17 protein-coding genes and 1 tRNA gene are annotated in these 21,278 nt (G+C 71.4%); 9 read left to right on the plus strand and 9 right to left on the minus strand.

The window, feature by feature from the left end:
* The first annotated feature begins 4 nt into the window (after positions 1 to 4).
* Together BKD26_RS35255 and BKD26_RS35260 are read left to right on the plus strand one after the other, a co-directional pair.
* Entirely contained in the window at positions 5 to 1,027 is a 1,023-nt protein-coding gene (locus BKD26_RS35255) for an ABC transporter ATP-binding protein (RefSeq protein ID WP_084906718.1), read from the plus strand.
* A complete protein-coding gene (locus tag BKD26_RS35260; RefSeq protein ID WP_084906720.1) occupies positions 1,024 to 1,740 on the plus strand; it encodes an ABC transporter ATP-binding protein in 717 nt (238 codons plus the stop codon). Before BKD26_RS35255 ends, BKD26_RS35260 begins: the two co-directional genes overlap by 4 nt.
* A 66-nt stretch (positions 1,741 to 1,806) precedes the next feature.
* Here BKD26_RS35260 and BKD26_RS35265 read toward each other — a convergent pair whose 3' ends face one another.
* Positions 1,807 to 2,466 carry a response regulator gene (locus BKD26_RS35265; RefSeq protein WP_084906722.1) on the minus strand — a complete coding sequence of 220 codons (660 nt, stop codon included), beginning with the start codon at positions 2,464 to 2,466 and terminating at the stop codon, positions 1,807 to 1,809.
* A gap of 101 nt (positions 2,467 to 2,567) precedes the next feature.
* Here BKD26_RS35265 and BKD26_RS35270 point away from each other — a divergent pair.
* Positions 2,568 to 2,641: transfer RNA gene (locus BKD26_RS35270), tRNA-Leu, on the plus strand.
* Between the two features lie 111 nt (positions 2,642 to 2,752).
* Positions 2,753 to 3,526, plus strand: a complete 774-nt coding sequence (locus BKD26_RS35275) for a helix-turn-helix domain containing protein (protein ID WP_084906724.1) — start codon at positions 2,753 to 2,755, stop codon at positions 3,524 to 3,526.
* A gap of 10 nt (positions 3,527 to 3,536) precedes the next feature.
* On the opposite strand, the gene pyk is transcribed toward BKD26_RS35275, so the two are convergent.
* Both pyk and BKD26_RS35285 read right to left on the minus strand, forming a co-directional pair.
* Positions 3,537 to 4,967: a pyruvate kinase gene (gene pyk / locus BKD26_RS35280; protein WP_084906727.1), complete on the minus strand. Its 1,431-nt coding sequence runs from the start codon at positions 4,965 to 4,967 to the stop codon at positions 3,537 to 3,539.
* A gap of 120 nt (positions 4,968 to 5,087) precedes the next feature.
* Entirely contained in the window at positions 5,088 to 5,792 is a 705-nt protein-coding gene (locus BKD26_RS35285; RefSeq protein ID WP_084906729.1) for an SIMPL domain-containing protein, read from the minus strand.
* A 111-nt stretch (positions 5,793 to 5,903) separates the two neighbouring features.
* Between BKD26_RS35285 and BKD26_RS35290 the strand changes: the two genes are divergently transcribed.
* Positions 5,904 to 7,688 (plus strand): 5'-nucleotidase C-terminal domain-containing protein, encoded by a 1,785-nt coding sequence (locus tag BKD26_RS35290; RefSeq protein WP_084906731.1) that lies wholly within the window; start codon positions 5,904 to 5,906, stop codon positions 7,686 to 7,688.
* Here the strand turns inward: BKD26_RS35290 and BKD26_RS35295 are convergent.
* The 3 genes from BKD26_RS35295 to pepN all read right to left on the minus strand — a co-directional run bounded on the left by BKD26_RS35295 (position 7,685) and on the right by pepN (position 13,521).
* Positions 7,685 to 9,094 carry a SidA/IucD/PvdA family monooxygenase gene (locus tag BKD26_RS35295; protein ID WP_084906733.1) on the minus strand — a complete coding sequence of 470 codons (1,410 nt, stop codon included), beginning with the start codon at positions 9,092 to 9,094 and terminating at the stop codon, positions 7,685 to 7,687. The genes BKD26_RS35290 and BKD26_RS35295 overlap by 4 nt on opposite strands.
* Positions 9,091 to 10,602 (minus strand): aminotransferase class V-fold PLP-dependent enzyme, encoded by a 1,512-nt coding sequence (locus BKD26_RS35300; protein WP_084906735.1) that lies wholly within the window; start codon positions 10,600 to 10,602, stop codon positions 9,091 to 9,093. The genes BKD26_RS35295 and BKD26_RS35300 overlap by 4 nt, the downstream gene beginning before the upstream one ends.
* Positions 10,603 to 11,037: 435 nt before the next feature.
* Positions 11,038 to 13,521, minus strand: coding sequence for an aminopeptidase N (gene pepN / locus BKD26_RS35305; RefSeq protein ID WP_084906779.1), 2,484 nt, complete (start codon positions 13,519 to 13,521; stop codon positions 11,038 to 11,040).
* A 112-nt stretch (positions 13,522 to 13,633) separates the two neighbouring features.
* Here pepN and BKD26_RS39980 point away from each other — a divergent pair, with 112 nt between their 5' ends.
* The gene (locus tag BKD26_RS39980) at positions 13,634 to 14,692 is read left to right on the plus strand and encodes a DUF6183 family protein (protein WP_143662758.1); all 1,059 of its coding nucleotides are present in this window, start codon (positions 13,634 to 13,636) and stop codon (positions 14,690 to 14,692) included.
* An 8-nt stretch (positions 14,693 to 14,700) separates the two neighbouring features.
* Here the strand turns inward: BKD26_RS39980 and BKD26_RS35315 are convergent, their stop codons facing one another.
* Positions 14,701 to 15,051, minus strand: coding sequence for a chorismate mutase (locus BKD26_RS35315; RefSeq protein WP_084906738.1), 351 nt, complete (start codon positions 15,049 to 15,051; stop codon positions 14,701 to 14,703).
* Between the two features lie 11 nt (positions 15,052 to 15,062).
* Complete coding sequence (locus BKD26_RS35320; protein WP_084906741.1) at positions 15,063 to 15,950, minus strand: AraC family transcriptional regulator; 888 nt, start codon at positions 15,948 to 15,950, stop codon at positions 15,063 to 15,065.
* A 115-nt stretch (positions 15,951 to 16,065) separates the two neighbouring features.
* On the opposite strand from BKD26_RS35320, the gene BKD26_RS35325 reads away from it, so the two are divergent.
* A complete protein-coding gene (locus tag BKD26_RS35325; RefSeq protein ID WP_084906743.1) occupies positions 16,066 to 17,808 on the plus strand; it encodes a beta-galactosidase family protein in 1,743 nt (580 codons plus the stop codon).
* A gap of 40 nt (positions 17,809 to 17,848) precedes the next feature.
* Here BKD26_RS35325 and BKD26_RS35330 read toward each other — a convergent pair whose 3' ends face one another.
* Complete coding sequence (locus tag BKD26_RS35330) at positions 17,849 to 18,622, minus strand: serine protease (RefSeq protein ID WP_107418110.1); 774 nt, start codon at positions 18,620 to 18,622, stop codon at positions 17,849 to 17,851.
* A gap of 228 nt (positions 18,623 to 18,850) precedes the next feature.
* Between BKD26_RS35330 and BKD26_RS35335 the strand changes: the two genes are divergently transcribed.
* Both BKD26_RS35335 and BKD26_RS35340 read left to right on the plus strand, forming a co-directional pair.
* Positions 18,851 to 19,744, plus strand: coding sequence for a hypothetical protein (locus BKD26_RS35335; RefSeq protein WP_084906747.1), 894 nt, complete (start codon positions 18,851 to 18,853; stop codon positions 19,742 to 19,744).
* 47 nt (positions 19,745 to 19,791) lie between these two features.
* Positions 19,792 to 21,270 carry an ankyrin repeat domain-containing protein gene (locus BKD26_RS35340; protein ID WP_084906749.1) on the plus strand — a complete coding sequence of 493 codons (1,479 nt, stop codon included), beginning with the start codon at positions 19,792 to 19,794 and terminating at the stop codon, positions 21,268 to 21,270.
* Positions 21,271 to 21,278 lie beyond the last annotated feature (8 nt).

Genomic DNA, 21,278 nt, shown 5'->3' on the forward strand with positions numbered 1-21,278 from the left:
CATCATGACCACCACCACAACCACGACGGCCGCGCCGGCCACCACCACCGTCCTCGACGCCAGCGGCGTGACCATGCGCTTCGGCGGCCTCACCGCCGTACGCGACGTCGACCTCACCGTCAACAGCGGCGAGATCGTCGGCCTCATCGGCCCCAACGGCGCCGGCAAGACGACCTTCTTCAACTGCCTCACCGGGCTGTACGTCCCCACCGAAGGCCGCGTCAGCTACAAGGGCACCGTCCTGCCGCCCAAACCGCACCTCGTCACCCAGGCCGGCATCGCGCGTACGTTCCAGAACATCCGGCTCTTCGCCAACATGACGGTCCTGGAAAACGTCCTCGTCGGCCGCCACACCCGCACCAAGGAGGGCCTCTGGTCCGCCCTGCTGCGGCTGCCCTCCTTCAAGAAGGCCGAAGAGGAGTCACGCGAACGGGCCATGGAGCTCCTGGAGTTCACCGGCCTGGCCGCCAAGGCCGACCACCTCGCCCGCAACCTCCCTTACGGCGAGCAGCGCAAGCTGGAAATCGCCCGGGCGCTCGCCAGCGACCCGGGGCTGCTCCTGCTCGACGAGCCGACAGCCGGCATGAACCCCCAGGAGACGCGGGCCGCGGAAGAACTCATCTTCGCCATCCGCGACAAGGGCATCGCCGTCCTCGTCATCGAGCACGACATGCGCTTCATCTTCAACCTGTGCGACCGGGTCGCCTGCCTCGTACGCGGCGAAAAGCTCATCGAAGGCACACCCGCCGTCGTCCAGGGCGACGAACGCGTCATCGCCGCCTACCTCGGTACGCCCTTCGAGGGCGCCCCCGGCGCGGAAGAAGTCGCGGAAGTCGAAGCCGCCGAAGCCCACGCGGAAGCGGCCGGATCGGGTGCCTCGTCCAGCGCCACCACACCGGACGGTGAGACCGACGAGGCCGCCGCCGACGCCGACGACGCGGACGACGCGCCCGAGGGCGGCGCACCGGACACCTCGGACGCACCGGAGGCAGACGCGCCCAGCACCACCGAAGGAGACACCAAGTGACCACCCTCCTCGAAGTCGAGGACCTCCGGGTCGCCTACGGCAAGATCGAAGCCGTGAAGGGCATCTCCTTCAGCGTCGGCGCCGGCGAAGTCGTCACCCTCATCGGCACCAACGGCGCCGGCAAAACCACCACCCTGCGCACCCTCTCCGGACTCCTCGAACCACTCGCCGGAAAGATCACCTTCGACGGCCAGCCCCTCCGCAAGGTCCCCGCACACAAGATCGTCGCCATGGGCCTCGCCCACTCCCCCGAAGGGCGCCACATCTTCCCCCGCATGTCCATCGAGGACAACCTGCGGCTCGGCGCCTACCTCCGCAGCGACAAGGACGGCATCGAAAAAGACATCCAGCGCGCCTACGACCTCTTCCCCATCCTCGGGGAACGCCGAAAGCAGGCCGCAGGCACCCTCTCCGGCGGCGAACAGCAAATGCTCGCCATGGGCCGCGCCCTCATGTCCCAGCCCAAACTGCTCATGCTCGACGAGCCCTCCATGGGCCTCTCCCCGATCATGATGCAGAAGATCATGGAAACCATCGCCGCCCTCAAGGCCCAGGGCACCACCATCCTGCTCGTCGAACAGAACGCCCAAGCCGCGCTCTCGCTCGCCGACCAGGCCTACGTCATGGAAACCGGCACCATCAAACTGTCCGGCACCGGCCAGGACCTCCTCCACGACGAGTCCGTCCGCAAGACCTACCTCGGCGAGGACTGAGCAGTACGCACACGAAGAGGGCCCACCCGCCGAATGACGGGTGGGCCCTCTTCGTCCCCGTACCGACTACTGACCCTTCGCGGCCTTCTTCTCCTCGGCGTCCTCGATGACCGCCTCCGCCACCTGCTGCATCGACATCCGCCGATCCATCGACGTCTTCTGGATCCACCGGAACGCCGCCGGCTCCGACAACCCGTACTGCGTCTGCAGAACGCTCTTCGCCCGGTCCACCAGCTTCCGCGTCTCCAGCCGCTGCGAGAGGTCCGCGACCTCCTTCTCCAGCGCCTTCAGCTCCGCGAACCGCGACACCGCCATCTCGATGGCCGGCACCACATCACTCTTGCTGAACGGCTTCACCAGATACGCCATCGCCCCGGCGTCCCGCGCCCGCTCCACCAGGTCCCGCTGCGAGAACGCGGTCAGCATCAGAACGGGCGCGATGGACTCCTCCGCGATCTTCTCAGCGGCGGAGATCCCGTCCAGGACGGGCATCTTCACGTCCAGGATCACGAGGTCCGGCCGGTGCTCCCGCGCCAGCTCGACGGCACGCTCACCGTCACCGGCCTCGCCGACGACCGAGTAGCCCTCTTCCTCGAGCATCTCTTTGAGGTCGAGGCGGATGAGGGCCTCGTCCTCGGCGATGACGACACGGGTCGTCAGCGGCGGGACGTGCGACTTGTCGTCGTTGTCGTCGGCGACGGGCTGGGGCGACTCGGGGGCGGTCACGCGGGCTCCTCGTTCCAAGGGCAGGTACAGCTCCCATGAGCCTACCTAGTTCCTGTATGTTTGAGTCACCGAGGGGCTACACTAACCTTCGGATTGCAGGGGCTCCGGTAGTCCAATCGGCAGAGACGATGTCCTCAAAAGACATTCAGTGTGGGTTCGAGTCCCACCCGGGGCACTTTACCTTTGATTCCAAGGTCACCAATCGGGTTGGTGACCTTCACTCGGAGCAGTGAACACGCGATCGAAACCGCCTCCGGCTGATTGACACCGAGCAAGACTCGCCCTTGTGTACGACACCGACACACGCAAACGGGCGTTGGCACTCGTCGCCCAAGGACGCAGCCTCAACTCCGTGAGCAAGCAGACCGGCATATCCCGGGCGGCCATCCGCTCCTGGCAGACCCGTCTCGAACCACTCGTGCGTACCGGCGAACCATGTCCTCGCTGCAGAGACGTGCCCGGTATGCCCCGGGAACCGGCGGCATACGCCTACCTCCTGGGCCTCTACCTCGGTGACGGTTGCATCAGCGAGCACCGGCGAGGTGTCCACTACCTTCGCATCGTCTGCGCCGATGCCTGGCCGGGTCTCATCGACGCCTGCGAGGCTGCCATGCGTTCCGTACGCCCGGAGAACAACGTGTTTCATGTACAGCAACAGGGCTGCGTGGCCGTCGCAGGGTGCAGCAAGCACTGGCCCTGCCTCTTCCCCCAGCACGGGCCCGGCCGAAAACACGAGCGGCCCATCGTCCTCGAGGACTGGCAGCAGGAAATTGTCGACGAGCATCCCTGGGAGTTCATCCGGGGGCTGATCCATTCCGACGGGTGTCGGATCACCAACTGGACGACCCGTCTCGTCGGCGGGGAGCGGAAGCGGTATGAGTATCCGCGGTACTTCTTCACCAACGTGTCGGACGACATCCGGCGGCTCTTCACCGACACTCTCGACAAGCTCGGGGTCGAGTGGACCCACTGCACACGCAACGGCAATCCGTACAACATCTCCGTCGCCCGACGCGCGTCCGTCGCGCTCATGGACGCGCACGTCGGGCCGAAGTACTGAGGAGGGGGCGTTACGCGAGGGGCTCGCCGATGTGGTGGACGCGGACCAGGTTGGTGGAGCCGGAGACGCCCGGGGGTGAGCCGGCGGTGATGATGACGATGTCGTCCTTCTGGCAGCGGCCGATCTTGAGGAGGTGCTCGTCGACCTGGGCGACCATCGCGTCGGTGGAGTCGACGTGGGGGCCGAGGAAGGTTTCCACGCCCCAGGTGAGGTTGAGCTGGGAGCGGGTGGCCGGGTCGGGGGTGAAGGCGAGGAGGGGGATGGGTGAGCGGTAGCGGGAGAGGCGTCGGACGGTGTCGCCGGACTGGGTGAAGGCGACGAGGTACTTGGCGCCGAGGAAGTCGCCCATTTCGGCGGCGGCGCGGGCGACGGCGCCGCCCTGGGTGCGGGGTTTGTTGCGTTCGGTCAGGGGTGGGAGGCCCTTGGCGAGGACGTCTTCTTCGGCGGCCTCGACGATGCGGCTCATGGTCTGGACCGTGGCGATGGGGTAGCGGCCGACGCTGGTTTCGCCGGAGAGCATGACGGCGTCGGTGCCGTCGATGACGGCGTTGGCGACGTCGCTGGCTTCGGCGCGGGTGGGGCGGGAGTTGTCGATCATCGAGTCGAGCATCTGGGTGGCGACGATGACCGGCTTGGCGTTGCGCTTGGCGAGTTTGATGGCGCGCTTCTGGACGATGGGGACCTGTTCGAGGGGCATTTCGACGCCGAGGTCGCCGCGGGCGACCATGATGCCGTCGAAGGCGGCGACGATGTCGTCGATGTTGTCGACGGCCTGGGGTTTTTCGATTTTGGCGATGACGGGTACGCGGCGGCCTTCTTCGTCCATGACGCGGTGGACGTCTTCGATGTCGCGTCCGCTGCGTACGAAGGAGAGGGCGATGATGTCGGCGCCGGTGCGCAGGGCCCAGCGGAGGTCTTCGACGTCCTTGTCGGAGAGGGCGGGGACGGAGACGGCGACGCCGGGGAGGTTGAGGCCTTTGTTGTCGGAGACCATGCCGCCTTCGAGGACGGTGGTGTGGACGTGGGGGCCTTCTACCGCGGTGACGTGGAGGGTGACGCGGCCGTCGTCGACGAGGATGCGTTCGCCGGGGGTGACGTCGGTGGCGAGGCCTTCGTAGGTGGTGCCGCAGGTGTGGCGGTCGCCCTGGACGCCGGGTTCGGTGGTGATGGTGAAGTCGTCGCCGCGTTCAAGGAGTACGGGTCCTTCGCGGAAGCGTCCGAGGCGGATCTTCGGGCCTTGAAGGTCGGCGAGGATGCCGACGCTGCGGCCGGTTTCGTCGGAGGCTTTGCGTACGTGCTGGTAGCGCTCCTCGTGGTCGGCGTAGGTGCCGTGGCTGAGGTTGAAGCGGGCGACGTCCATTCCGGCTTCGACCAGTGCCTTGATCTGGTCGTATGTGTCGGTGGCTGGGCCCAGGGTGCAGACGATTTTGGCTCGGCGCATGGGTCGAGCCTATGGCTTACCGGCCGGTAGAGAATTGGTCCCGCGTGACTACTCAACAACCTTTCCATGAAGCCTTATTGACAAGTGTTGAATGTGTGCGGGGTGCTGCTCTGATGAGCGTCAGAGCTGGGGCGGGTGCATGGTGAATCGGGCGTTGACCTGGGCGGTGATGGTTTGGCGCTGGGGTTCGAGGTCGAGGGGTGGGGCGGCGGTTTCGCCGGTTTCGGCGGCGGTGAAGGCCATACGGGTTCCGGCGAAGGGAGGGGGGTTGTAGGGGGTGGGGGGTTCGGTGCCGGTGTCGGCGAGTTCGACGAGGGCGGCGAGCTGGGTGCCGAGGGCTTCGGCGTATTCGCGGGCGCGTTGGACGGCTTCTTTGACGGCTTGGCGGCGGGCTTCGCCGTGGGCGGGTGAGTCGGGGCGGAGGGCCCAGGTGGGGCCGTCGATGCGGGTGAGGTCGAGGTCGGCGAGGCGGGTGGTGAGTTCGCCGAGGGCGGTGAAGTCGGTGAGTTCGGCGGTGATGTGGACGGTGCCGTGGTAGGCGCGGACGCGTTCGGCGCGGCCGTGGCGGGTGAGTTCGGGGGTGATGGAGAAGGCGCCGGTCTGGAGGTTTTCGACGGCGTCGCCGTAGGTTTTGATGAGGTCGAGGGCGGTGGTGTTGCGGCGGGTGAGGTCGTCGAGGGCGGTGCGCCGGTCGGTGCCGCGGGCGGTGACGGTGATGCCGATGCGGGCGATTTCGGGGTCGACTTCGAGGTGGGCTTCGCCGCGTACGGAGACGCGGGGGGCTTGGGGGGTGCCGTACGGGAGGTCGGTCGTGGGCTGGGTCATGGGGTCCACTCTTCCGTAGGTGGTCATCGGATCGAAACCTGTGGGGGCTGTTGCGGGGGGCGTGTCTGCGCCAGAATCTACGCGCGTCATGCACTGAACGAAGGAGACCACATGCCGCTGAATCGAAGGACGTTCCTGGGGAGTTCGGCCGTGGCCGGCGCCGGTGTGGCGATCGCCGGAGCGGTCGGCACGCCGGCGGCCGCGGCGCCCCTGGCCAAGCGGTACTCCTTCACCGTCATGGGCACCACCGACCTGCACGGCAATGTCTTCAACTGGGACTACTTCACGGACAGGGAGTTCGACGACAAGGCGCACAACGATGTCGGCCTGGCGAAGATCTCCACGCTCGTGGAGCGGGTGCGGGAGGAGAAGGGTCGCCGCAACACGCTGCTGATCGACGCGGGTGACACGATCCAGGGCACGCAGTTGTCGTACTACTACGCGAAGGTCGACCCGATCACTGCCGAGCGCGGGCCGGTGCACCCCATGGCGCAGGCGATGAACGCGATCGGGTACGACGCGGCGGCGCTCGGGAACCATGAGTTCAACTACGGCATACCGGTGCTGCGGAAGTTCCAGGAGCAGTGCGACTTCCCGCTGCTGGGTGCCAACGCGCTGGACGCGAAGACGCTGCGGCCGGCGTTCCCGCCGTACAGCATGCACCGGCTGCGTACGCCGTGCGGGCGGGATGTGCGGGTGGCGGTGCTGGGGCTGACGAACCCGGGGATCGCGATCTGGGACAAGGCGAACGTCGGCGGCAAGATGGTGTTCCCGGGGCTGGAGGAGCAGGCGGCGAAGTGGGTGCCGAGGCTGCGGTCGATGGGCGCGGACGTGGTGATCGTGTCGGCGCACTCGGGGTCGAGTGGTACGTCGTCGTACGGGGATCAGCTTCCGTACATCGAGAACGCGGCCGCGCTGGTGGCGGAGCAGGTGCCGGGCATTGACGCGATCCTGGTGGGTCACGCGCATACGGAGATCCCGGAGTACCGGGTCGTGAACAAGGCGACCGGCAAGGACGTCGTGCTGTCGGAGCCGCTGAAGTGGGGGCAGCGGCTGACGCTGTTCGATTTCGATGTGGTGTGGGAGAAGGGCCGCTGGACGGTGGAGAAGGTCGGCGCGCGGGTGCTGAACTCCAACACCGTCGAGGAGGACCCGGAGATCGTCAAGCTGCTGGGTGACGAGCACGAGAAGGTCGTGGCGTACGTCAACCAGGTCATCGGTACGTCGACCGTCGCGATGTCCACGGCGGATGCGCCGTGGAAGGACGAGCCGATCATCGATCTGATCAACCATGTCCAGGCGGAGACGGTGAAGGCGGCGCTGGCGGGTGGCGAGTACGCGTCGCTGCCGGTGCTGTCGCAGGCGTCGTGTTTCTCCCGTACGGCGAGGATTCCGGCCGGTGAGGTGACGATCCGGGACGCGGCGGGGTTGTATCCGTTCGAGAACACGCTGGAGGCACGTCTGCTGACGGGTGCGCAGCTGAAGGACTACCTGGAGTTCTCGGCGCGGTACTACGTGCAGACTCCGGCGGGTGCGCCGGTGGACCCGGTGAAGCTGACGAACGCGGGTGGCACGCCGGACTACAACTATGACGCCGTGTACGGGTTGTCGTACGAGATCGACATCGCGAAGCCGGCCGGGTCGCGGATCGTGAACCTGTCGTTCGAGGGGAAGCCGCTGGATCCGGCGGCGCGGTTCGTGCTGGCGGTGAACAACTACCGGGCGTCCGGTGGCGGTGCGTTTCCGCATGTGGCGGCGGCGAAGCAGCTGTGGGCGAATTCGGACGAGATCCGGAACACGATCATCCAGTGGGTGCAGGCGCAGGGGACGGTCGACCCGGGCCGGTTCGCGTCGGTGGAGTGGAGGCTGACCCGGGACGGCGTGCCGGTGTTCTAGCGGTTGCGTGGTGTGTGCAGGGGCGTCTGGCGGGGAATGCCGGGCGCCTCCTGCCGTTCGAGGCCGAAGGTGGTGAAGGCGGTGCGGCGTGGGAGCGGGTAGGGCTCCTTGCCGGTGAGGTGGTTGAGGATGGAGGCGCTGCGCCAGGCGGCGAGGCCGAGGTCGGGTGTGCCGACGCCGTGGGTGTGGGTTTCGGCGTTCTGCACGTAGATGGAGCCGGTGACGGAGGGGTCGAGGACGAGCCGGTGGTGGGCGTCGATGCGGGGGCGGTCGGCGGAGTCGCGGCGCATGTAGGGGTCGAGGCCGGCGAGGAGGCGGCCGAGGGGGCGTTCGCGGTAGCCGGTGGCGAGGATGACGGCGTCGGTGGTGAGGCGGGAGCGGGTGCCTTGCTGGATGTGTTCGAGGTGGAGTTCGACTTTGGTGGTGGCGAGGCGGCCGGCGGTGCGGACGCGGACGCCGGGGGTGAGGACGGCGTCGGGCCAGCCGCCGTGGAGGGTGCGGCGGTAGAGCTCGTCGTGGATGGCGGCGATGGTGTCGGCGTCGATGGCTTTGTGGAGCTGCCATTGGCGGGGGATGAGGGTGCTGCGTACTTGTTCGGGGAGGGCGTGGAAGTAGCGGGTGTAGTCGGGGGTGAAGTGTTCGAGGCCGAGTTTGGAGTACTCCATGGGGGCGAAGGCCTCGGTGCGGGTGAGCCAGTGGATTTTCTCGGCTCCGGTGGGGCGGGTGCGGAGGAGGTCGAGGAAGATTTCGGCGCCGGACTGGCCGGAGCCGATGACGGTGATGTGTTCGGCGGTGAGCAGGCGTTCGCGGTGGTGGAGGTAGTCGGCGGAGTGGATGACGGGGACGGTGGGCTGGTCGGCGAGGGGGCGTAGGGGGTCGGGGATGTGGGGTTCGGTGCCGACGCCGAGGGCGATGTGGCGGGTGTGGGTGCGGCCGAGGGCTTCGGCTTCGCCGTTGGTGTCGAGCTGGGTGTAGTCGACTTCGAAGAGGTCGCGTTCGGGGTTCCAGCGGACGGAGTCGACCTGGTGGGCGAAGTGGAGGCCGGGGAGGTGGTCGCTGACCCAGCGGCAGTAGGCGTCATATTCGGCGCGGTGGGTGTGGAACCGTTCGGCGAAGTAGAAGGGGTAGAGGCGGTCGCGGCCGCGGAGGTAGTTGAGGAAGGTCCAGGGGCTGGTGGGGTCGGCGAGGGTGACGAGGTCGGCGAGGAAGGGGACTTGGAGGGTGGTGCCTTCGATGAGCTGGCCGGGGTGCCAGTGGAAGGCGGGGCGCTGTTCGTAGAAGGCGGTGGCGAGTCCTCCGGGTACGCCGTGGGCGAGGGCGGCGAGGGAGAGGTTGAACGGGCCGATGCCGATGCCCACCAGGTCGTGGGGCTGGTCGGGGTCGCGCTGGGGTGTGCTGCCGGTCATCGGGTGGTGCTGCCTTCCACGAGTGCGGTGAGTTCTTCGAGGTGGTGGGGGGTGGTGTGGGGGTTGAGGAGGGTGGCTTTGAACCAGAGGCGGCCGTCGGCGTGGGCGCGGCCGAGGACGGCGTGGCCTTGGGTGAGGAGGTCGCGGCGGGCGGTGGCGACGGCGTGGTCGGTGGCGCCGGTGGGGCGGAAGAGGACGGTGGTGAGGGTGGGGCGTTCGTAGAGGTCGAGGCGGGGGTTTTTGTCGACGAGGTCGGCGAGGTGCTGGGCGGCGGTGCAGACGTGGTCGACGAGGTGGCCGAGTCCGGTGCGGCCGAGGGCGCGGAGGGTGACGGCGATCTTGAGGATGTCGGGGCGGCGGCTGGTGCGGGGTGAGCGGCCGAGGAGGTCGGGAAGGCCGGCGTGGGTGTCGTCGTCGGCGTTGAGGTAGGGCGCGGTGTGGCCGAGGGGGTCGAGGAGTGCGGTGTCGGGTACGGCGAGGAGGCCGGCGGCGACCGGCTGCCAGCCGAGTTTGTGCAGGTCGAGGGTGACGGTGCGGGCGCGGTCGAGGCCGGTGAGGAGGTGGCGGCGGGTTTCGCTGAACAGGAGCGGGCCGCCGTACGCGGCGTCGATGTGGAGGGTGGCGCCGTGGGCGTCGCACAGGTCGGCGATCTCGGGGACGGGGTCGATGCGGCCGGTGTCGGTGGTGCCGGCGGTGGCGGTGACGAGGAGGGGGCCGCGGAGGTCGGTGAGGACGGCGGCGAGGGCGGTGAGGTCGAGTCGTCCGCCGGGGGCGGGGACGGTGACGGGTTCGGGCAGGCCGAGGAGCCAGGCGGCGCGGCGGATGGAGTGGTGGGCGTTGGCGCCGCAGATGGTCTGGAGGGTGGGGCCGTGGTGTTCGCGGGCGAGGAGGAGGGCGAGGTGGTTGGACTCGGTGCCGCCGGTGGTGACGAGGGCGTCGGGGTGGCGGCCGGTGGGGTGGGTCTCGGCGGCCAGGGCGCGGGTGACGAGCTGTTCGAGCGCGGAGGCGGCGGGGGCCTGGTCCCAGGAGTCGAGGGACGGGTTGAGCGCGGAGGCGGCGAGGTCGGCGGCGGCGGCGAGGGCGAGGGGCGGGGTGTGGAGGTGGGCGGCGCAGTGCGGGTGGGCGGGGTCGGCGGCGCCGTGTGCGAGGGCGGTGACGAGGGTACGGAGGGCCTCTGGCGCCCCGGTGCCGGTGTGGGGCAGGGCCGCCCCGAGGGCGTCGCGCACCTGCGCGGCGATTTTCTCGGGCCCGCCCGCGGGGAGCGGCCCGCCGCGTGCCGCCGCGCCGTCGCGGAGGGCGTCGAGCACGGTGTCGAGGAGGGGGCGCAGGGCGTCGGGGCCCCCGGGGCCTCCGGCGAGGGGCGGGTGGAGGGCGTCGGGGCCGGGGCCTTCGGGGCCTCCGGGGCCCTCGGCGAGGGGCGGGCGCGAGGCGTCGGCGGCGTCGGGGCCCTCGGCGAGGGGCGGCGTGCTCCATGGGGTGCTCGACGGGGTGCTCCACGGGCTGCTCATGCTGCCAGCGTGGCCCGGCGCGGCGGAGCGTGGTTGCGGTGCGGGGCGATCACAACCCGAAAGGGGGACGAGGGGGTGGCGGGGCGGGGTGGGCGTGCTATGGGCGGCGGTGGGGTGGTGTGGGGTGGGTCCGGGTGGTGCCCGACCCGGCCGGGTCGGGGCGCCCCGGGCGTGGGTGCCCGGGTGGGGGCGGGCGGTGTGGGGGCGGCGTGGCCCCTCCGGGCTCGTCTCCTCGGGGCCGGCGGCCTTGGGTACGGATCTTGGGAACCCGCCCGAAGCCGCCAACCCCTGTGGGGACGACCCTGCACGGCCCCGCCTCCGGCCGTCTGCCGGGCGGCGGGTCGGGCCGGTCCAGGGGGCCGTGGCCCGGGGGACCGTCCCTGCGCGGCCCGCCTCACGCCGTCCGTCGGGCGGTGGGGCGGGGCCGGTGGGCGGTCAGGCTTTGCGGACGCGCAGCGCGCGGCGGAGGTCGTCGATCTGGTCGGTGAGTTTGCGGCGGAGGGCCGGGAGGAGGTTGTCGTCGGCGAGGTGTTGTTCGCCGAGGCGGAGGTGGGCGGTGTCGACGGCGTGGGCCGGGAAGGCGTAGCGGCCGGCCGCCTCCGCGATGGCGGGGCCGCGGCGGTCGGCGAGGGCGGCGGCGTCGGGGTAGAAGCGGGGGACGTACTCCCGTACGAGCTCGGCCTGTTCGGGCTGCCAGAAGCCCTGGGCGGTGGCGGTGAACAGGTAGTTGGAGAGGTCGTCGGAGGTGAACATCCGGTGCCAGGCCGCCTGCTTGGCCTCGGCGGTCGGCAGGGCGGCGCGGCAGCGGGCGGCGCCCTCCTGGCCGGTGGCGCTGGGGTCGCGGTCGAGTTCGGCGGCGATGGCGGTCTCTTCGGTGGCGCCGAGCACGGCGAGCCGGCCCAGGATGCGCCAGCGCAGTTCGGGGTCGAGTTCGGGGCCGCCGGGGACGCCGCCCTCGTCGAGCCAGCCGTGGAGGGTGCCGGGCCGGTCGGTGGCGTCGATGTAGTGGCGTACGGCGGTGAGGCGCAGGCCCGGGTCCCTGCCGTCCTCGGTGCGGCGGACGAGGTCGCGGGTGAGGTCGGTGAGCAGGGCGAGGGCGGCGGGGCGGTCCTCGGCGGGGACGTACCGGTCGGCGATGTGGGTGGCGGCGAAGCCGAGGACGCCCTGGACGATCGCGAGGTCGCTCTCCTGGGGGAGGTGGGCGCGGGCGGTCTCCAGGTAGGTGGCGGGTTCGAGTTCGCCGTCGCGGACCATGTCGCGCAGGCAGTTCCATACGACGGCCCGGGTGAGGGCGTCGGGGATGCCGGAGAGGGTGCGCAGGGCGCGTTCCTCGGAGTGTTCGTCGAGGCGGATCTTGGCGTAGGTGTGGTCGCCGTCGTTGAGGACGATGAGGGCGGGGCGGGGGCCGGGGAGTGAGGCGGGGGCCTGGTCCGGGACGTCGATCTCCAGGCGGTCGCGGAGGACGAGGCGCCTGCCGTCGGCGAGGTCGTGGTCGTAGACGCCGACGGTGACGTGGTGGGGGCGGCTGCCGGTGCGGGTGACGGTGAGGGTGCCGCTTGCCTGGTCGTACGCCGGGGTGAGGGTGTCGACGCCGGTGGTGCGCAGCCACTGCTCGGCCCAGGTGTGGACGTCGCGGTCGGTGGCGGAGGCCAGGTTGTCGATGAAGTCGGCGAGGGTGGCGTTGGCGAACTTGTGGCGCTCGAAGTGGGTGTTGATTCCGGCCAGGAAGTCTTTCTCGCCGAGCCAGGCGACGAGCTGGCGGAGGGCGGAGGCGCCCTTGGCGTAGGAGATGCCGTCGAAGTTGAGCATCGCGGAGGCGGTGTCGGGGACGGCGTCGGGGTCGGGGGCGACGGGGTGGGTGGAGGGGCGCTGGTCGGCGTCGTATCCCCAGGCCTTGCGGGCGATGCCGAAGTCGACCCAGGTGTCGGGGAAGCGGCTGGTGGCTTCGTTGATGGTCTGGTAGCCCATGTATTCGGCGAAGGACTCGTTCAGCCAGATGTCGTCCCACCAGGTGAGGGTGACGAGGTCGCCGAACCACATGTGGGCCATTTCGTGGGCGATGACCATGGCGCGGGTCTGGCGTTCGGTGAGGGTGACGGCGGAGCGGTAGACGAACTCGTCGCGGAAGGTGACCAGGCCGGGGTTCTCCATGGCGCCGGCGTTGAATTCGGGGACGAAGGCCTGGTCGTAGGAGTCGAAGGGGTACGGCTCGTCGAACTTCTCGTGGTACCGGTCGAAGCACTGGCGGGTGACGTCGAGGATTTCGTCGGCGTCGGCGTCGAGGTGGGGGGCGAGGGAGCGGCGGCAGTGGATGCCGAAGGGCAGTCCGGCGTGCTCGGTGCGGATGGAGTGCCAGGGGCCGGCGGCGACGGCGACGAGGTAGGTGGAGATGAGGGGGGTGGGGGCGGCCTGCCAGCGGCCGTCGCCCTGGTGGGTGGTGATGCCGTTGGCGAGGACGGTCCAGCCGTCGGGGGCGGTGACGGCGACCTCGAAGACGGCTTTGAGGTCGGGCTGGTCGAAGGCGGCGAAGACGCGCTGGACGTCCTCCATGAACAGCTGGGTGTAGGTGTAGGTCTCGCCGTCGCTGGGGTCGGTGAAGCGGTGCATGCCCTCGCCGGTGCGCGAGTAGCGCATGGCGGCGTCGACGCGGAGGGTGTGCTCGCCCTCGGTGAGAGTGAGGGGGAGCCGGTTGTCGGTGAGGGTCTCGGGGTCGAGGTGCTGCCCGTCGAGGGTGACGGTACGGAGGGTGGCCGGCTTGAGCTCGACGAAGGTGGTCCCGGCGGTGCGGGCGGTGAACCGGATGAGGGTGGTGGAGTCGAAGGTCTGGTCACCGGTGGTGAGGTCGAGGTCGACCGTGTACCGGTGGACGTCGAGGAGCTGGGCTCGGGTCTGCGCTTCGTCGCGCGTCAGTACGGGCATGGGGCCATGCTGCCCGATGGGGTGGGGGCGGGGCACGGGGGTTCTCCTCATGGCTGATCCGGTGGCGGGCTCCCTCGGTGGGTGCGTGCGCCGGGGTCGTACGCTCCTGGCCGTGAACGGGGATCATGAACTGAGCGATCGGGAACCGGCGCGGATGTACGACAGGGCCGTGGCCTGTACGAGTACCGGTGACGTCCTGGGCGTCGTCGAGGCGCTGTGCGCCCGTGAGACGCGGGACGCCACCGAATGGGCCGCGCGGATCGCCGGTGAGGTGGTGAGCCCCGACGGGCCCGCCGGTGGGCGTCGGCTGGTGCGGTGGACCGCCTGGCGGCTGGCGCGGCGGCCCAGCAGGGTGGCGCTGGAGCCGCTGTTCGCGGGGCTGCCGGAGCGGCTGGACCGGGCGGCGGAGTTCCGTGCCTGTCTTTTGCAGGAGATGGCGCTGCGGTTCGGCCTGGACGGTGGGCCGTACGTGGCGTACCGGGAGCGGCTGGCGGAGCTGGGGCATCCGCTGGCGTGGTTGCCGCTCGCCTCGCTGGACTTCGAGCGGCGGCTGCGTGACGGGGGGTGGACGCCGGGGAGCATGCTCGGTTCGCTGCGCCCGGCGCAGCTGCGGTCCCGGTACGCCGAGGTGCCGCCGACCGCCGCCGGGGCCGCTGCCGGGCGGGGTGCCCGGGAGGTGCGGGAGGTGGCGCGGGGGGCGGCGGTGGTGGCGCCGTTCGGTGAGGAGGGCGTGCAGGACGTGCGGTTCTACGTCCTGCCGGGGCCGCTGGATCCGGTCGACTGGAACGCGGCGCTGCTGGCCGGGCTGCCGGCGCCGTGCCTGGAGGGGACGTCCACGCGGACGATGGCGGCGGTGCACACGACGGCGGACGACGTGCTGTGCGATCTGTTCGTGGCGGCGTTCGGGGGCGGTGTGTGGGGTGAGCCGCGGATGGGGGCGTACGGCAGGCTGCTGGCGTGGCGCGGGTTGTACGCGCTGATGGGGCTGGGCGCGGAGGTGTCGCCGTACGACGCGGTGCGGCGGGCGGCCGAGCACCGCTGGTTGCGGTTCGCGGTGGAGCGGCACGGCGGGAACGACTGGTTCTTCGGTGACCTGACGGACATCGCGTTCGCGGTGCTCGATCCTGGCCGGACGCGGGTCGTGGTGCTGGCGCACACGGAGACGGACTAGAGGACTGGCTAGTCGTCGGTGGGGGGTGCGCCGCCGGCGATGGTCTCGTGGTGGCGGATGACCTCGGCGATGATGAAGTTCAGCAGCTTCTCGGCGAAGGCGGGGTCGAGGTTGGCGCTCTCGGCGAGCTGCCGGAGGCGGGCGATCTGGCGGGATTCGCGGGCGGGGTCGGCCGGGGGGAGGTGGTGGCGGGCCTTGAGGTGGCCGACCTGCTGGGTGCATTTGAACCGCTCGGCCAGCATGTGGACGACCGCCGCGTCGATGTTGTCGATGCTTTCACGTAGCCGGGTCAGCTCGGCGCGTACGGATTCGTCGATGTCGCCGGTGTCGTCGACCCGGCCGGTCTGGCTCGTGCTCATGGTGAGCGAGCTTAGACGTGTCCCGTGGTGATCGTCGGTGGGTGTTCGGGATCTGGAATCCGCGTGCTCCAGCCTCCCGGTACCGTACGCCCCTGCTGTTCGCGGAAGCGGACGGGGGCGGTGCCGACGCGGCGGGTGAACAGGCGGGAGAAGTAGGCGGGGTCGTCGTAGCCGACGCGGCGTGCGACGGCGGCGACGGGGAGCTCGGTGGCGGCGAGGAGTTCCTTGGCGCGGCCGAGGCGGATGCCGAGGAGGTAGTCCTTGGGGCTGCAGCCCGCGCCGCGGCGTACGGCTGTGCGCAGCTCGGCGGGGGTCATGCCGTGCCGGGCGGCGTGTTCGGCGACCGTCAGGGGCTGGAAGGCGTCGCGGGCGAGGGCTTCGAGGACGGGGTCGCCGTCGGCGTTGGTGTCGGCGCGGGCGCGGCGCAGGGCGACGAGCAGTTCGTGGACGGCGGCGGACGTCTCGACTTCGAGGAGCGGGTTGCCGCGCCGGGCGGCGCGGGCGCTGCGGCCGATGACGGCGCGGGCGGGGCCGGCGTCGGCGAGCGGGACGACGGGCCGGTCGGGCTCGATGTAGCCGAGTTCGGTGTACGTGGCGGTGACCGGTCCGGTGAAGTCGACGAAGCCCTCGTCCCAGCCGGTGGCGGGGTCGGGCGCGTAGTGGTGCGGGACGCCGGGGGTGAGCCACAGCAGTGCGGGTGCGGTGACCGTGGTACGGCGGCCGTCGGGGCCCAGGTACCAGCCGCCGCCGGCGTTGATCACGACGGCGACGTGGTGGTCGAGGGTGCGGGGGCCGACGGTGGGGAGGGTGCCGTGCTGGAGGCCGACGCCGAGGCAGGTGAGGCCGAGGCGTGTGTGCAGCGGGCTGGGTGTGAAGAAGCGCATCCAGGTGTGGTACATCCCTCGGCCTCCCTGCCCTGTTGTGTCCATGCAGCGCTGATCTTTGTCCATGGACCCGCCGGCCGCCAGAGGGCGACAGTTGGTCGCAGTACGTGACCAGGAGAGGGGTGGGATCGTGGCCGTGTTCACGGTGGGTGATGGGGATTTTCTGCTGGACGGCAGGCCGGTGCGGCTGCTGTCGGGGGCGTTGCACTACTTCCGGGTGCATGAGGAGCAGTGGGACCACCGGCTGGCGATGGTGCGTGCGATGGGCCTGAACTGTGTGGAGACGTACGTACCGTGGAACCTCCACGAGCCGGAGATGGACCGGTACCGGGATGTGGCGGCGCTGGGGCGGTTCCTGGACGCGGTGCACGCGGCGGGGCTGTGGGCGATCGTGCGGCCGGGCCCGTACATCTGCGCGGAGTGGGAGAACGGCGGGCTGCCGCACTGGCTGACAGGGCGGCTGGGGCGGCGGGTGCGGACGGACGACGCCGAGTACCTGGTCCATGTGAACCGCTGGTTCCACGCGCTGCTGCCGCAGGTGGTGGCGCGGCAGGTCGACCGGGGTGGTCCGGTGGTCATGGTGCAGGCGGAGAACGAGTACGGGAGTTACGGCTCCGACGCGGGCTACCTGCGGCACATCGTGGACCTGCTGGAGGCGTGCGGGGTGACCGTACCGCTGTTCACGTCGGACGGGCCGGAGGACCACATGCTGACGGGCGGGTCGATTCCGGGGGTGCTGGCGACGGCGAACTTCGGGTCGGGTGCGCGGGAGGCCTTCGAGGTGCTGCGGCGGCATCAGCCGCGCGGGCCGCTGATGTGCATGGAGTTCTGGTGCGGCTGGTTCGACCACTGGGGCGACGCGCGTGCCGTGCGGGAGGCGGGGGGCGCGGCGGCGGCGCTGGCGGAGGTCCTGGAGTGCGGGGCGTCGGTGAACATCTACATGGCGCACGGGGGGACGAACTTCGGCGGCTGGGCGGGGGCGAACCGGGCGGGCGAGCTGCATGACGGTGCGCTGGAGGCGACGGTGACGTCGTACGACTACGACGCGCCGATCGACGAGGCGGGGCTGCCGACAGCGAAGTTCTGGGCGTTCCGGGAGGTGCTGGCCCGGTACGCGGAGGGCCCGCTGCCGCCGGTTCCGGCGCCGCCCGTGCGGCTGGCCGCGCCCGTGGAGGCGGCCGTCGCGGAGTGGGCGCCCTTGGACGGCGTACTGGAGGCGCTGGGCGACGAGGAGTGGGACGGTGCGGTGCCGCCGACCTTCGAGGAGCTGGGCGTGGACCGGGGCCTGGTGCGCTACCGGCTGCGGGTGCCGGGGCCGCGGCAGCCGTATCCGCTGTCGGTTTCGGGTCTTCGGGACCGGGCGGTGGTGTATGTGGACGGGGTCCGCGCGGGGGTGCTGGAGGCGGAGGACGCGGTGCTGGCGGAGCCGGTGGCGGGGCCGGCGATGGTGGAGCTGTGGGTGGAGTCGCTGGGGCGGGTGAACTACGGGCCGCGGCTCGCGGAGAGCAAGGGCATCACGGGCGGGGTGCGGCACGAGCGGCAGTATGTGCACGGGGTGCGGGCGCGGGGGCTGCGGGTGGACGCGTTCACGGCGGACGGGGTGGGGAAGGTGCCGTTCGTGCCCGCTTCCCTGGAGGGTGCGCCGGGGCTGTACCGGGCGGTCGTGGAGGTGGCCGGGGCGGGGGACGCGGCGCTGGAACTGCCGGGCTGGACGCGGGGGTTCGTGTGGGTGAACGGGTTCTGTCTGGGGCGGTACTGGGGGGTGGGCCCGCAGGAGTCGCTGTTCGTGCCGGGGCCGGTGGTGCGGGAGGGTACGAACGAGGTGTGGGTGCTGGAGCTGGAGGGCGCCGGGCCCTCCGTACGCCTGGCGTAGCGAGAGGGGCAGGCCCCGCCGGGCCTGCCCCCCCGCCGTGCTAGAGGTTCGCCGCCGCGGACTTGATGGCGGAGGCGAAGGTGGACACCTCGGTGTATACGCCGGGGTAGTCGGGCCGTGCGCAGCCCTGGCCCCAGCTGACGATGCCGACCTGTATCCAGGCCCCGGCGTTGTCGCGGCGGAACATGGGGCCGCCGGAGTCGCCCTGGCAGGTGTCGACGCCGCCCTGGGTGTAGCCGGCGCAGATCTCCTCGCTGGGGACGAGCTCGGACCCGTAGGACTGCCGGCAGGTGGCGTCGGAGACGAACGGCACGGTCGCCTTGCGCATGTAGCGCTGCTGCGCGCCGCCTTCGCGGGTGGCGCCCCAGCCGGCGACGGTGAAGGTGCCGCTGTTGTACGCCGTGGTCGACGCGATGTTCAGGGTGGGCAGGTTGATCGGCTGGGCGAGCTTGATCAGGGCCCAGTCCTTGCCCTTGCCGTTGTAGCCGGGTGCCTGGAGGACCTTGGTGGAGCGGACCTTGATGGCACTGGAGCTCTGGAGGTCCACGACACCGGCGGTGGCGGTGATGCTGGTGTTGTTGCCGGAGCCGCTGACGCAGTGGGCGGCGGTCAGCACGATCTGCTGGGTGAGCAGGGAGCCGCCGCAGCCCATGGAGAGCCTGACCATCCACGGGAACTCGCCCTGGGCGGCCTGTGTCCCTCCGACGACCGGCGTGGGGGCGGCGGAGGCGGTGGTGGGCTGGAGGCTGACCGCGGCGAGGGCGACGGCGCCGGCCGCGGCGCATCTTTTGAGGGCGCGAAGAAGCTTGGTCAACTGTCTGCCTTTCGTGGGGGGTTGAGCCTTGCGCACACGACGTGGCCGTGCCACCAGGCAGCTTGATGACATGGCCGCGTCAAGGCGTGTCCCGGATTATCCGGAGGCTGTCGACGCGCCCACAAGGCCGTGTTTTCGGCCATGTGCACGGTGCCTGTACGCCCGTACGGGCTCGTACGCGGGCGCTTACAGTGGAGGGGAGTCGACGTCGCACATGGGGGCAGGGACGTGGCGAACGGCAGTGAGGTCGTGCACGGCTACCCGCACCTCGACACCGTGCGGGCGGCGATCACCGCCCTGTACCGGCGGCTGCCCCAGGAAGGGCTGTACGCGTACGCCGGCAGCGTCGCCCCCGCCGACGTGGCCTTCGCCGACGGCGACGACCTCCACCTGGGCGCGCAGCGGGTGGCCCACGCGCTGGTGCAGCAGCTGCGGCTGCCGGACGCGCGGATGATCGTCAGCTTCCGGGAGATGACGCACGCGGCGAGCGTCGAACTCGCGGCGGGGCCCGAGTACTTCATCGAGCTGAACGACCGGTTCCGTACGCATCGCCGCGACATCGGGGCTGCCCTGGCCCACGAGATCACCCATGTGCTGCTGCACCGGCTCGGCCTGAGCTTCCCCGGCACGCGGGACAACGAGATCCTGACGGACACGGTGACGACGTACTTGGGGGCGGGCTGGCTGCTGCTGGACGCGTACCGCGAGGACGGGGTGTCGAGCCAGAAGCTGGGCTACCTGACACCGGAGGAGTTCGGGTACGTGCTGGCCAAGCGGGCCCTGGCGTTCGGCGAGGATCCCTCGCCCTGGTTCACCAGCCCCCAGGGGTACACGGCGTACACCGAGGGCCGGACGGTGGCGCTGCGCGACGGGCGGCAGCCCCCGCTGACGGCGGCGGGCTGGGCGGGCCGGCACCGTTACGCCAAGGACCGCCGGTACGCCCAGGACCATCCGGGGGCCGTCACCGGCCTGCCGTACGCCTTCGAGGGCGGCGGCCGCGAGGCGGCGCTGCGGGTCTCGTTCCCCTGCCCCACCTGCCACCAGCGCATCCGGATCCCGGTGCGGGGGCGGGTGCGGGCGCGGTGCGGGCTGTGCCGGACGGTGCTGGAGTGCGACACCTGACCGATATCCACTTGGCGGCCGGGGGGCGGGCGGGCGAAGGTCGGACCATGACCAGCGATGTGGAGGACCTCTTCGAAGCCGTCCACGGTGGCGACGAGGACGCGGTGGTGCGGCTGCTGCGGGCGGGTGTCCCGGCCGAGGCGACCGGCGAGGACGGGGAGACCGCGCTCTATACGGCCGCGGTGAGCGATCACGGGGGCATCGTGCGGCTGCTGCTCGCCGCCGGGGCGGACCCGGGGCGCGGCAGCGGGGAGCGCGCCGGTGACCTGCCGCTGTGCGGCGCCGCGTGCGGCGGGCACACCGGGGCCGTACGGGCGCTGCTGGCCGCCGGGGCGCGGCCGGACCAGCGCGAGGAGTTCGGGTTCACCGCGCTGACGTGGGCGGTGCGGAACGGGTTCGCCGACACCGTGGAGGCCCTGCTGGAGTACGAGGCCGACCCCGCCCTGCCCGGGCCGGCGCCCGGCGGGGAGCTGCCGCTGGTCGCCGCCGCGCGGCGCGGGTCGCCCGCGGTGGTGCGGGCGCTGCTGGCGCGTGGCGCGCCGGGCCTGGAGGACGCGTTGCGCGAGGCGCGGCGGTGGGCCGGGACGGATGTGGCGGAGGCGCTGCGGCAGGACCTGGTCGAGGCGTACGGGCCGGGTGAGTACGAGGTCGTCACGCGGCGCGTGCCGGAGGACGGCGGGGTGACCGTCGTCGTGGAGCTGCTGCGGGACGGGGTGCCAGGCGCGGGCGCCGAACAGCAGACCGGCCACGCGGCGATCGCCACGCTCCTGGAGGGCGCGCTGGGCGTCCGCACCGGCCACGAGGAGCTGGCCACGCGGGCCCTGCGCTGCGGCGACCCCGAGCAGGACGACTGGACCGAGTCGGTGGAGGCACTGTCGCGGCGCGGCGACGAGGAGACGTTCCAGGCGGCGGTCGCCTGGGCCGCGAGCGACGACCCGCTGCGCCAGGCCCTCGCGGCGGGCGTCCTCGGCCGGCTCGGCTCCGGCGGGGCGCGGGCGTTGCCGGTGTTGCGGGAGGTGGCCCGGGAGGCACGGGACACGGAACTGGTGGCGGCCGCCGTGGGCGCGCTCGGGCAGCATGGCGACCCGGCCGCGCTGCCCGAGATCCTCCGGCACGCCGCGCACCCCGACGCCGGCGTGCGGCGCGGGGTCGCCGTCGCGCTCACCGGGCTGGTGCCCGCCGGCCACCGCGAGGGCGTGGAGGTGCTGATCGGGCTGAGCCGCGACGCGGCCCCCGAGGTGCGCGACTGGGCGACCCTGGCGCTCGCCGAGGTGCCGGACGACTCCCCCGCCCTCCGGGAGGCCCTGGCCGCCCGGCTGGACGACCCCGACGCCGACACGGCCGCCGAGGCCGCCCGGGGCCTGGCGAAGCGTCAGGATGCCCGCGCCCTGGACGCCTTGGCGCGCATCCTCGGCGGCGAGGCGCCGGGGAGTTCGGCGCGCGGTATCGCCGAGGGCGCCCTGGAACACGTACGGGACGAGCGCAACAGGCGGCGCCTGGAGCACACCCTGCCGCGCCACCGCTGACCGCCCGG

The sequence above is a fragment of the Streptomyces sp. CB03238 genome (genome assembly GCF_002099185.1).
Taxonomy (GTDB): Bacteria; Actinomycetota; Actinomycetes; order Streptomycetales; family Streptomycetaceae; genus Streptomyces.

Excerpts from the sequence above, each read along its gene's own strand:
- BKD26_RS35255 (WP_084906718.1), top strand. The coding sequence starts at position 5 with ATGACCACCACCACAACCACGACGGCCGCGCCGGCCACCACCACCGTC.
- pyk (WP_084906727.1), bottom strand. The coding sequence starts at position 4,967 with ATGCGCCGAGCCAAAATCGTCTGCACCCTGGGCCCAGCCACCGACACA.
- BKD26_RS35285 (WP_084906729.1), bottom strand. The coding sequence starts at position 5,792 with ATGACCCAGCCCACGACCGACCTCCCGTACGGCACCCCCCAAGCCCCC.
- BKD26_RS35290 (WP_084906731.1), top strand. The coding sequence starts at position 5,904 with ATGCCGCTGAATCGAAGGACGTTCCTGGGGAGTTCGGCCGTGGCCGGC.
- BKD26_RS35295 (WP_084906733.1), bottom strand. The coding sequence starts at position 9,094 with ATGACCGGCAGCACACCCCAGCGCGACCCCGACCAGCCCCACGACCTG.
- BKD26_RS35300 (WP_084906735.1), bottom strand. The coding sequence starts at position 10,602 with ATGAGCAGCCCGTGGAGCACCCCGTCGAGCACCCCATGGAGCACGCCG.
- pepN (WP_084906779.1), bottom strand. The coding sequence starts at position 13,521 with ATGCCCGTACTGACGCGCGACGAAGCGCAGACCCGAGCCCAGCTCCTC.
- BKD26_RS35315 (WP_084906738.1), bottom strand. The coding sequence starts at position 15,051 with ATGAGCACGAGCCAGACCGGCCGGGTCGACGACACCGGCGACATCGAC.
- BKD26_RS35320 (WP_084906741.1), bottom strand. The coding sequence starts at position 15,950 with ATGTACCACACCTGGATGCGCTTCTTCACACCCAGCCCGCTGCACACA.
- BKD26_RS35340 (WP_084906749.1), top strand. The coding sequence starts at position 19,792 with ATGACCAGCGATGTGGAGGACCTCTTCGAAGCCGTCCACGGTGGCGAC.